The following is a 10,693-nucleotide window of genomic DNA, read 5'->3' on the forward strand; positions in this document are numbered from 1 at the left end:
AATTCGATCGAAGAAGGAAAACGCAATGACGGACATCACCCGCGTCGGCGTGATCGGCTGCGGCCTCATGGGCGCCGGCATCGCCGAGGTCTGCGCCCGCCGCGGCATCGACGTCGTGGTCCGCGAGATCGACGACGAGGCGGTGGCGGCCGGCCGTACCCGCCTCGACGCGTCCCTGCGGCGAGCGCTCACGGCAGGCAAGATTGCTCAGGAGGAGTTCGACGCCGCCCGCGGACGCCTGACCTACACGGCGGAGCTGGACGACCTGGCCGGGTGCGACCTCGTCATCGAGGCGGCCACGGAGAACCCGGAGATCAAAACCGCGCTGTTCACCGAGCTCGACCGCATCGTGAAGCGTCCCGACGCGATCCTCGCCTCCAACACCTCCTCCATCCCCATCGCCCGGATCGCCCAGGCCACCAGCCGTCCGGGTCAGGTGGTCGGCCTGCACTTCTTCAACCCGGCTCCGGTGCAGAAGCTCGTCGAGGTGGTCGAGTCGATCCTCACCGACCCCGTCACGGTCTCACGCGCCAGGGAGTTCGCCACCGGAGCCCTCGGCAAGACCGCGATCGTCGCCCCCGACCGGTCCGGCTTCGTGGTCAACGCGCTGCTGGTGCCGTACCTGCTGTCGGCCGTCCGCATGGTGGAGGCCGGCCACGCCACCGCCGAAGACGTCGACACGGGCATGACGCTGGGCTGTGCCCACCCCATGGGCCCGCTGCGGCTGTCGGACCTGATCGGCCTCGACACGCTGCTCGCCATCGCCGAGTCCCTGCACGCGGAGTTCGCGGAGCCGCACTATGCGCCGCCGCCGCTGCTGCGCCGCATGGTGCAGGCCGGGTTCCTCGGCCGCAAGTCCGGCCGGGGCTTCTACGATTACCGATCATGACGGAAGGTACGGCGGAGCGGGATGACCTCGGCTGCCCGGTGCTCGTCCCCGCGCGGGTGCGCCGCGTGGTCTCACTCGTCCCGTCACTGACCGAGGCCGTCGCGGCCACCCGGCGGGAGGTCCTCGCCGGGGCCACCGACTGGTGCAGCCATCCGGCCGGCCTGGACGTCACAAGGGTCCGCGGGACCAAGAACCCCGACCTGAACCGGATCCGTTCGCTGCGGCCCGACGTCGTGCTGGCCAACTTCGAGGAGAACCGGCAGGCCGACCTGGAGGCGCTGCGCGACGCCGGACTCCCGGTCTGGACGACGATGATCCGCACGGTGGACGAGGCGCTGGCGTCGCTGGGCCGCATGCTCACCGTGGCGTGCAGGCTGCCTCGTCCCGGCTGGCTGGACGAGGCGGCCCGCGCCTGGCGCCGGCCGCCGGTCACCGTACGCCGCCGGGCGGTGGTCCCCGTCTGGCGGCGTCCCTGGATGGTCGTCGGGCGTGACACCTTCACCGGCGACGTGCTCGCCCGGCTGGGGGTGGACAACGTGTACGCCGATCACCCCGGGCGCTACCCGAAGATTCCGATGGAGCGGCTCCGCGCCGTCCGGCCCGATCTCGTGGTGCTGCCGGACGAGCCGTACCGGTTCACCGCCGACGACGGCCCCGAGTGCTTCCCCGGCGTCGCCTGCGCACTGGTCAGCGGGCGCTACCTCACCTGGTACGGCCCTTCGCTGGTGCACGCCCCCGCCGTCCTCGCCGGCCAGTTGAGTTCCGCGTCCGTGGATCCCTGACGTCCCCGGCCGCGTACGGACGCCTGACACGCCGGTCGCATAGCCCCGGCACATCCGTTCTCCGTCCGATCATTTCCACCGCAGCATGCCGCCTGCCAGGCTCATACGAGTTTCAGTGCTCTTCGCCCGTCTTGGGGGAACGAGGCTGCAGATGGGCCTGGATGGCCTCCATGACGGCCTGAGGAGAGGCCGAGCGGCTGAAGGTGGCGACGACGACCTCGTCGTCTCCGCTCTTCCCGGGCTGTTCCCAATGCCGGAAGATGGCGACCACATAGCCCATAGCGTGGTCGAGGAGAGGCGAGGGGTCGTACGTCCCTCCGGTGCGCAGCCAGCCGCGCAGGACCTGGTTGTGTGCGGCGACGACCGAGGCGGCCATGAGTTCGGCGCGCAGGTCGGCGTCGGGGGTTCCGACCAGCCATTTGCCGATGAACTCGCGGAACAGCCGCTGGTAGCGGGCGACGCTGGCGATCTCCCGGTCGCGCAGGGCCGGCACCCGACGTACGAGGCTGTAGCGGCGCAGGGACACCTCGGCGTCTTCGACGTAGTGCGCCAGCACGATGCGGACCGCGTCGGTCACGGCGACGATTCCGGTGTCCGAGGTGGAGGCGCGCAGGCGGGCGTCCACCTGGGCGAGCAGCGTGTCGTGGTCGGGGAAGATCGCGTCTTCCTTCGACCGGTAATAGCGGAAGAACGTGCTGCGACTCACCCCCGCGCGGGCCGCGATGTCGTCAACGGTCGTCTCGTCGTACCCGTTCTCGTCGAACAGTGCCACCGCCGCTTCGGCGAGGCGGTGGCTGATTGACGGAGTGCCCATGCGGCCATTGTCGCGGACCCGATGTTGTGCATAGTCGCGAGACTCCGTATCTTCATTGTGGAACTCAGTCTTAAGCCGAATGTAGTGATTGATGGAACCTCATGGCACCGCGGCCAGCCTCGGCCGGCTGGAAGAGCGTCTGGACGAGGCGACCCGCGCCGGCGAGAAACGGGCGGCCGTTAAGCAGCACGCCAAGGGCAAGCTCACGGCCCGCGAGCGGATCGAGCGGCTGCTCGACCCGGGGTCGTTCGTCGAACTGGACGCCCTGGCCGTGCACCGCAGCACGTCGTTCGGCATGGAGCGCACCCGCGTGCCCGGCGACGGGGTGGTCACCGGCCACGGGACGGTCGGCGGCCGGACGGTTTGCGTCTTCTCCCAGGACTTCACCGTGTTCGGCGGGAGTCTGGGCGAGGTGTACGGCGAGAAGATCTGCAAGGTCATGGACCTGGCCGTGAAGATCGGGGCGCCGATCGTCGGCATCAACGAGGGCGCGGGCGCGCGCATCCAGGAGGGCGTCGTCTCGCTCGCCTTGTATGGCGAGATCTTCCGCCGCAACGTGCACGCCTCGGGCGTGATCCCGCAGATCTCGTTGATCATGGGGGCCTGCGCGGGCGGGCACGTCTACTCGCCGGCGCTCACCGACTTCACGATCATGGTGGACGAAGGGTCCCACATGTTCGTCACCGGCCCGGACGTCATCAAGACGGTGACCGGCGAGGACGTGACCTTCGAGGAGCTGGGCGGCGCCCGCGTGCACAACAGCCGCAGCGGCAACGCCCACTATCTCGCCGAGGACGAGGACGACGCGCTGGACTACGCCCGGGCGCTGCTGTCGTACCTGCCGCAGAACAACCTCGACGACCCGCCTTTCGCCGGGTTCGAGTCGGACCTGGAGATCAGCGAGGGCGACCGCGCCCTCGACACGCTGATCCCCGACTCGGCGAACCAGCCGTACGACATGCACGAGGTCATCGCCGCCCTGCTGGACGACGGCGAGTTCCTGGAGGTGCAGGCGCTGTTCGCGCCGAACATCCTGGTCGGTTTCGGCCGGATCGAGGGACGGTCGGTGGGCGTCGTCGCGAACCAGCCGAGCAGCTTCGCCGGCACGCTCGACATCGCCGCGAGCGAGAAGGCCGCGCGGTTCGTGCGCACCTGCGACGCGTTCGGCATCCCGGTGCTGACGCTCGTGGACGTGCCGGGCTTCCTCCCGGGCACCGACCAGGAGTGGAACGGCATCATCCGCCGCGGCGCCAAGCTCCTGTACGCCTACGCCGAGGCCACGGTGCCGCTCGTCACGGTCATCACCCGCAAGGCGTACGGCGGGGCGTACGACGTCATGGGGTCCAAGCACCTCGGCGCGGACGTCAACCTCGCCTGGCCGACCGCCCAGGTCGCCGTGATGGGTGCCCAGGGTGCGGTCAACATCCTGCACCGCAGGACGCTGGCCGCGGCCGGTGATCCCGACGCGCTGCGGGCCGAGCTGGTGCGTGAGTACGAGGACACCCTCGCCACGCCATACCTGGCGGCCGAACGCGGCTACGTCGACGCGGTGATCGCACCCCGCGAGACCCGGCGCGAGGTCGTCCGCGCACTGCGGATGCTGCGCGGCAAACGGGCCGCCCTGCCGCCCAAGAAACACGGGAACATCCCGCTGTGACCGAGTTCCGGGTCATGAAGGGCACTCCGTCGCCCGAGGAGCTGGCCGCGCTGGCAGTGGCGCTGCTCGCGGTGCGACGGCCCACCGTACCCGCCGCTCCGCCGATGCCCTCCGGCTGGCGGAATCTGGCGTGCCGGCACGCGTTGCGCCGTCCCCTTGCGACCGGTCCGCAGGGGTGGCGGGAGTCGATCCGGAGTCTTGGAGGACGTCTGTGAGCACAACCATCCGGAAGGTACTGGTCGCCAACCGCGCTGAGATCGCTGTACGCGTCATCCGGGGCTGCCGGGACGCCGGCCTCGCCAGCGTCGCCGTGTACGCCGACCAGGACCGTGACGCGCTGCATGCGCGGATGGCCGACGAGGCGTACGCGCTGGGGGGCGCCGCCCCGGGGGAGACCTACCTGTCGATCGAGAAGATCATGGAGGTGGCGGGGCGGTCCGGCGCGGATGCGGTCCACCCGGGATACGGCTTCCTCGCCGAGAACGCCGGCTTCGCCCAGGCCGTCATCGACGCCGGGCTGACCTGGATCGGGCCGCCGCCCTCGGCGATCACGGCGCTGGGCGACAAGGTCCAGGCGCGGCACATCGCGCAGAAGGTCGGCGCCCCGCTGGTTGCCGGGACCCCCGATCCCGTCTCCGGGGTGGACGAGGTCGTCGCCTTCGCCGCGGAGCACGGCCTGCCGATCGCGATCAAGGCGGCGTTCGGCGGCGGCGGGCGCGGGCTCAAGGTGGCCCGCACCATGGAGGAGATCCCCGACCTGTACGAGTCCGCGGTGCGCGAGGCCGTCACCGCCTTCGGGCGCGGGGAGTGCTTCGTCGAGCGCTACCTCGACCGGCCGCGTCACGTCGAGACCCAGTGCCTGGCCGACCGGCACGGCGACGTCGTGGTCGTGTCCACCCGCGACTGCTCACTCCAGCGCCGGCACCAGAAGCTGGTGGAGGAGGCCCCGGCCCCGTTCCTGACCGACGAGCAGCTCGAACTCCTCTACTCCTCCTCCAAGGCGATCCTGCGCGAGGCGGGCTACGTCGGCGCCGGGACGTGTGAGTTCCTCGTCGGGCAGGACGGCACGATCTCCTTCCTTGAGGTCAACACCCGGCTGCAGGTCGAGCACCCGGTCAGCGAGGAGGTCGCCGGCATCGACCTGGTCCGTGAGATGTTCCGCGTCGCCGACGGCGAGCCGCTGGGCTACGACGACCCCGTGCTGCGCGGCCACTCCATCGAGTTCCGCGTCAACGCCGAGGACGCGGGCCGCAACTTCCTGCCCGCGCCGGGGACGATCACGTCGATGTGCGTCCCGTCCGGCCCCGGCGTGCGGCTGGACGGTGGCTACGAGACCGGGATGAGCGTGCCGCAGGCGTTTGACTCGCTCGTGGCCAAGCTGATCGTCACCGGCGCGACCCGTGAGCAGGCGCTGGAGCGGTCGCGACGCGCGCTGGCCGAGTTCGAGATCGGCGGCATGCCGACCGTGCTGCCGTTCCACCGGGCCGTGGTGGACGACCCCGCCTTCACCGGCGAGCCGTTCTCCGTGCACACCCGGTGGATCGAGACCGAGTTCGCGGGCGGGATCCCGCCGTACGAGGGGGCCGTGGAGGCGGCCGAGCCCGCCGAGCGCGAGCGGATCACGGTCGAGGTCGGCGGCAAGCGCCTTGAGGTCGTCCTGCCCGCCGGCCTGGGCACCGCCGGCCGCGCCGAGCTGAGGAAGGCGACGCCCCGGAGGTCGGGCGGCGGTGCGGCGAAGAAGGCGGCGAGCGGGGACTCCCTCGTCAGCCCGATGCAGGGCACGATCGTGAAGGTCGTCGTCGCCGACGGCGACACCGTCGAGTCCGGCGACACCATCGTCGTCCTTGAGGCGATGAAGATGGAGCAGCCGCTGACCGCTCACAAGGGCGGCACGGTGGTTGGCCTCTCCGCTGACGTGGGCGCGACCGTGGCTGCGGGCGCGGTCATCTGCGAGATCAAGGACCGGGCATGAGCGGCACCGGTTTCCCGCCCGCCAGCCGGGAGCAGTGGCGGGAACTGGCGCGGGAGGTCCTGCGCCGGTCGGGAGTGGAGAGCGAGTCGCCGGAACAGGCGCTGGCGAGCACGACCTACGACGGCATCACCGTCGCCCCGCTCCACGACGCCACGGACCTGCCGGAGACGGCCGGCCTTCCCGGCCTCCCGCCGTACGTGCCCGGTGGCCGCGGGCCCGGCGCCCCGTGGGAGGTGCGGCAGCGCCACGAGGTCGCCGACCCGGAGGCCGTGCTGACCGACCTGGAGAACGGCGCCGACTCGCTCTGGCTCGCCGCCGCCCCCCAGGACCTGCCCGGGGTCCTCGACGGCGTTCACCTCGACTGGATCTCGATCACGCTGGACGCGGGCGACCGGACCCGAGAGGCGGCGGACGCGCTCCTGGCCGTGGCCGCGAAACGAGGCGTCCCAGGCGTGGCTCTCAAAGGCGCCTTCGGCGCCGACCCGCTCGGCCGGTTAAGTCGTTCCGGCGCGACGCCTGACCTCTCGGACATGGCCGAGCTCGCGCGCCGCTGCGTCGACGGCCTGTCCGGCGTGCGCGCGGTCGTCGCCGACGCCACGATCTATCACGAGGCCGGTGGCAGCGACGCCGAAGAGCTCGGCTGCTCGATCGCGACGGGCCTGGCCTACCTGCGGACGCTCACCGGTCACGGGCTCGGCGTGAGCGAGGCCTTCGGCCAGTTGGAGTTCCGGTACGCGGCGACCGCCGATCAGTTCGCCACGATCGCCAAGCTGCGGGCGGCCCGGGTGCTGTGGGCGCGGGTGGCCGAGGTCTGCGGCGGGCCGCCTGGTCAGTTCCAGCACGCGGTGACCTCGGCGGCGATGATGACCCGTCGGGACCCGTGGACGAACATGCTGCGTACGACGCTGGCGTGTTTCGCGGCGGGCGTGGGCGGTGCCGACGCGGTGACCGTGCGGCCGTTCGACGACGCGCTCGGCCTGCCGGACGGCTTCTCCCGCCGGATCGCCCGCAACACCTCCACCTTGCTGGTCGAGGAGGGCCAGGTGGCCAGGGCGACCGACCCGGCGGCCGGGTCCTGGTACGTCGAACGGCTCACGGCCGACCTCGCGGAGAAGGCCTGGCAGTGGTTCCAGGAGATCGAGGAGGCGGGCGGGATGACCGAGGCCCTCGCCTCGGGACTCGTGCACGGAAAGGTCGCGCGGACCAGGGAGAGCAGGTCGCGCGACATCGCGCGCCGGAAGGCGCCGATCGTCGGGGTCAGCCAATTCCCCGACCTATCCGAGGCGCCGCCCGCCCGCACTCCCACGCCGAGGTTGCCCGAGGGCGCGCTGCCGAGGATCCGCCACGCCCAGGAGTTCGAGGACGTGCGCGACCGGGCCGAGGCCTTGCCCGTCCGGCCGAAGGTGTTCCTGGCCGCCGTCGGCCCGGCGGGGGAGTACGGAGCCCGGGTGTCGTTCGCGGCGGGACTGTTCCAGGCCGGCGGCATCGAGACGGTCACATCGAGCCCGGCCACCGACCCGGACGCGATCGCGGAGGAGTTCGCCGCGAGCGGCAGCGCGGTGGCGTGCCTGTGCTCCGGCGACGCGCTGTACGCCGAGCACGCGTCCGCCGTCGCGCGGACGCTGCGGAAGGCGGGCGCGGTCCGGGTCTGGCTGGCCGGCCGGGGCCGGTACGACGGCGTGGACGGAAACCTGTACGCGGGGTGCGACGTGATCCAGGTGCTGCGCACGACCCTCGCGGATCTGGAGGTGGACGAGTGATCCCGGACTTCCGAGGCGTGGCCCTGACCGGATCCGGGAGACCGGATCCGCAGCAGAGCGTCGAGGGCGGGTGGGAGAGCCCGGAGGGCATCCCGATCAGGCCGTTCTACACCTCCGCGGACCTGGAGGCGCCGGCCGCGGCGGGGGAGTACGACCCGCGGACCTATCCGGGCATCGCGCCGTACGTGCGCGGGCCGTACCCGACGATGTACGTGACGCGGCCGTGGACGATCCGGCAGTACGCGGGTTTCTCCACGGCGGAGGAGTCCAACGCGTTCTACCGGCGGAACCTCGCGGCCGGGCAGAAGGGCCTGTCGGTGGCCTTCGACCTGGCCACGCACCGCGGGTACGACTCCGACCATCCGCGGGTCGCGGGCGATGTCGGCATGGCGGGGGTGGCGATCGACTCGATTCTCGACATGCGGATCCTGTTCGACGGCATCCCGCTGGACCGCATGAGCGTGTCGATGACGATGAACGGCGCGGTGCTGCCGATCCTGGCGCTGTACATCGTGGCCGCCGAGGAGCAGGGGGTGAAGCCGGAGCAGCTCAGCGGGACCATCCAGAACGACATCCTCAAGGAGTTCATGGTCCGCAACACCTACATCTATCCGCCGGGCCCGTCGATGCGGATCATCTCCGACATCTTCGCCTACACCTCGGCGAACATGCCGCGCTTCAACTCCATCTCCATCTCCGGCTACCACCTGCAGGAGGCCGGGGCCACCTGCGATCTGGAGTTGGCCTACACGCTGGCCGACGGGGTGGAGTATCTGCGGGCGGGGACCGCCGCGGGCCTCGGCATCGACGCGTTCGCGCCGCGGCTGTCGTTCTTCTGGTGCATCGGCATGAACTTCTTCATGGAGGTGGCCAAGCTCCGCGCGGCCCGGCTGCTGTGGGCGGGCCTGGTGAAGGATTTCGGGGCCGAGGATCCCAGGTCGCTGGCCCTGCGCACGCACTCCCAGACCTCCGGATGGTCGCTGACCGCCCAGGACGTCTACAACAACGTCGTGCGCACCTGCCTGGAGGCGATGGCCGCCACCCAGGGGCACACCCAGTCGCTGCACACCAACGCCCTGGACGAGGCGCTCGCGCTGCCCACGGATTTCTCGGCGCGGATCGCCCGCAACACCCAGCTCGTGCTTCAGCACGAGTCGGGCACAACCCGGGTCATCGACCCCTGGGGCGGCTCCTACTACGTCGAAACCCTCACCCGGCAGCTCGCGGCCAAGGCGCGGCAGCACATCGCCGAGGTGGAGGCGGCGGGCGGCATGGCCAGGGCGATCGAGGCCGGGCTGCCGAAGCTCCGCATCGAGGAGGCGGCCGCCCGCACCCAGGCCCGCATCGACTCCGGCCTCCAGCCGGTGATCGGCGTCAACAGGTACCGCACCGACGCCGGACCGGAGGTGGAGGTGCTCAAGGTCGACAACACCGCCGTACGCGCCCGGCAGGTCGAGCGGCTGCGCAGGTTGCGGGCCGAACGCGACGGCGAGGCCGTACGCGCCGCGCTGGACGCGCTCACCCGCGGGGCGGCCTCGGACGGCAACCTGCTGGCCCTGGCGGTGGACGCGGCCCGGGCGCACGCCACCGTGGGGGAGATCTCCGAGGCGCTGGAGAAGGTGTTCGGGCGGCACCAGGCGAACGTGCAGACCATCTCCGGGGTGTACCGGCAGGAAATGGGCTCCGGTGCCGAGGCCGTCCGCGAGGCCAGCGACCGCTTCGCCGAGGCCGAGGGGCGGCGACCGCGGATCCTGGTGGCCAAGATGGGCCAGGACGGCCACGACCGGGGCCAGAAGGTGATCGCCAGCGGCTTCGCCGACCTGGGCTTCGACGTGGACGTCGGCCCGCTGTTCCAGACCCCGGCCGAGGTCGCCCGCCAGGCCGTCGAGGCCGACGTGCACATCGTCGGCGTCTCGTCTCAGGCCGCCGGGCACCTCACGCTGGTGCCCGCCCTACGAGGGGAACTGGCCGCCGCCGGCGGCGACGACATCATGATCGTGGTAGGCGGCGTGATCCCGCCCGGCGACGTCCCCGCGCTGCTGGACGCCGGGGTCACGGCTGTCTTCCTGCCCGGCACCGTCATCACCGACGCCGCCCTCGACCTCGTGCGGGAACTGTCGGCCCGGCTGGGCCACGACCTGGCTGCCTGATGTTCCTTTCCGACCGCCGGTTACCGGCAGGGTCGTAATGCCAAGTACCCATAACGGTTGGAATGCCTGATGAAATGGAGTGACTCGTGCTCTGGGTAGCGATTGTGGGCCTCGTCGCGACCGCCGTGGCGGTCGCACTGGCGGGCCGTCGCGTGCTGTTCCTCTACCGGCTCGCCACCAGCGGCCAGCCGGCCCCGGAGCGGATCGAGTACGCCAAGGAACACGCCGGCGCCGAGATCAAGGCCCAGCTGGTCGAGGTCTTCGGCCAGCGCAAACTGCTGAAGTGGACCCCGTCCGGAACCGCCCACTTCTTCGTCATGTGGGCGTTCTTCATCCTGCTGACCGTCTACATCGAGGCGTACGGCGCGATCACCCAGGGCGCGATCACCGGGCACTCGGACTTCCACATCCCGCTTATCGGGACCTGGCCGGTGCTGGGCTTCCTGCAGGACTTCATCGCGGTCGCCTGCCTGCTCGGGCTGGTCGCGTTCACCGCCATCCGGATCAAGAACTCGCCGAAGAAGCTCGGGCGCGGCTCCCGTTTCTCCGGCTCCCACCTGGGCGGGGCCTGGCTGGTCCTGTTCATGATCTTCAACATCATCTGGACGCTGTTCCTCGCCCGGGGCTCCGCGGCCGCCAACGGCAACTTCCCCTATGACTCGGGTGCCT

At 71.1% G+C, this 10,693-nt stretch carries 8 protein-coding genes and 1 pseudogene; 8 read left to right on the plus strand and 1 reads right to left on the minus strand.

What is annotated here, in order from left to right; genetic code table 11:
- Nucleotides 1–25: 25 nt before the first annotated feature.
- Both QSK36_RS40010 and QSK36_RS40015 read left to right on the plus strand, forming a co-directional pair.
- On the plus strand, nt 26–889 hold the full coding sequence (locus QSK36_RS40010) for a 3-hydroxybutyryl-CoA dehydrogenase (RefSeq protein WP_285786007.1): 864 nt from the start codon (nt 26–28) through the stop codon (nt 887–889).
- Nucleotides 886–1,671 (plus strand): helical backbone metal receptor, encoded by a 786-nt coding sequence (locus QSK36_RS40015; RefSeq protein ID WP_183541570.1) that lies wholly within the window; start codon nt 886–888, stop codon nt 1,669–1,671. Before QSK36_RS40010 ends, QSK36_RS40015 begins: the two co-directional genes overlap by 4 nt.
- Before the next feature lie 112 nt (nt 1,672–1,783).
- On the opposite strand, the gene QSK36_RS40020 is transcribed toward QSK36_RS40015, so the two are convergent.
- Entirely contained in the window at nt 1,784–2,485 is a 702-nt protein-coding gene (locus tag QSK36_RS40020; RefSeq protein WP_285786008.1) for a TetR family transcriptional regulator, read from the minus strand.
- 91 nt (nt 2,486–2,576) lie between these two features.
- Between QSK36_RS40020 and QSK36_RS40025 the strand changes: the two genes are divergently transcribed.
- The 6 genes and pseudogenes from QSK36_RS40025 to QSK36_RS40050 all read left to right on the plus strand — a co-directional run.
- Complete coding sequence (locus tag QSK36_RS40025; protein WP_285786009.1) at nt 2,577–4,142, plus strand: acyl-CoA carboxylase subunit beta; 1,566 nt, start codon at nt 2,577–2,579, stop codon at nt 4,140–4,142.
- On the plus strand, nt 4,139–4,357 hold the full coding sequence (locus QSK36_RS40030) for an acyl-CoA carboxylase epsilon subunit (RefSeq protein WP_285786010.1): 219 nt from the start codon (nt 4,139–4,141) through the stop codon (nt 4,355–4,357). The genes QSK36_RS40025 and QSK36_RS40030 overlap by 4 nt, the downstream gene beginning before the upstream one ends.
- Nucleotides 4,358–4,365: 8 nt before the next feature.
- Nucleotides 4,366–6,114: an acetyl/propionyl/methylcrotonyl-CoA carboxylase subunit alpha gene (locus QSK36_RS40035; protein WP_285786014.1), complete on the plus strand. Its 1,749-nt coding sequence runs from the start codon at nt 4,366–4,368 to the stop codon at nt 6,112–6,114.
- Nucleotides 6,111–7,874, plus strand: a complete 1,764-nt coding sequence (locus QSK36_RS40040) for a methylmalonyl-CoA mutase family protein (RefSeq protein ID WP_285786011.1) — start codon at nt 6,111–6,113, stop codon at nt 7,872–7,874. Before QSK36_RS40035 ends, QSK36_RS40040 begins: the two co-directional genes overlap by 4 nt.
- Complete coding sequence (scpA, locus tag QSK36_RS40045; protein ID WP_502883444.1) at nt 7,871–10,024, plus strand: methylmalonyl-CoA mutase; 2,154 nt, start codon at nt 7,871–7,873, stop codon at nt 10,022–10,024. Before QSK36_RS40040 ends, scpA begins: the two co-directional genes overlap by 4 nt.
- Nucleotides 10,025–10,110: 86 nt before the next feature.
- A pseudogene (locus QSK36_RS40050) lies at nt 10,111–10,693 on the plus strand (Fe-S oxidoreductase); the annotation flags it as partial.

This window comes from Microbispora sp. NBRC 16548 (assembly GCF_030268985.1).
GTDB classification, from domain to species: Bacteria; Actinomycetota; Actinomycetes; order Streptosporangiales; family Streptosporangiaceae; genus Microbispora; species Microbispora catharanthi.

Coding starts and splice junctions, on each gene's coding strand:
- QSK36_RS40010 (WP_285786007.1), top strand. CDS start 26: ATGACGGACATCACCCGCGTCGGCGTGATCGGCTGCGGCCTCATGGGC.
- QSK36_RS40015 (WP_183541570.1), top strand. CDS start 886: ATGACGGAAGGTACGGCGGAGCGGGATGACCTCGGCTGCCCGGTGCTC.
- QSK36_RS40020 (WP_285786008.1), bottom strand. CDS start 2,485: ATGGGCACTCCGTCAATCAGCCACCGCCTCGCCGAAGCGGCGGTGGCA.
- QSK36_RS40025 (WP_285786009.1), top strand. CDS start 2,577: ATGGAACCTCATGGCACCGCGGCCAGCCTCGGCCGGCTGGAAGAGCGT.
- QSK36_RS40040 (WP_285786011.1), top strand. CDS start 6,111: ATGAGCGGCACCGGTTTCCCGCCCGCCAGCCGGGAGCAGTGGCGGGAA.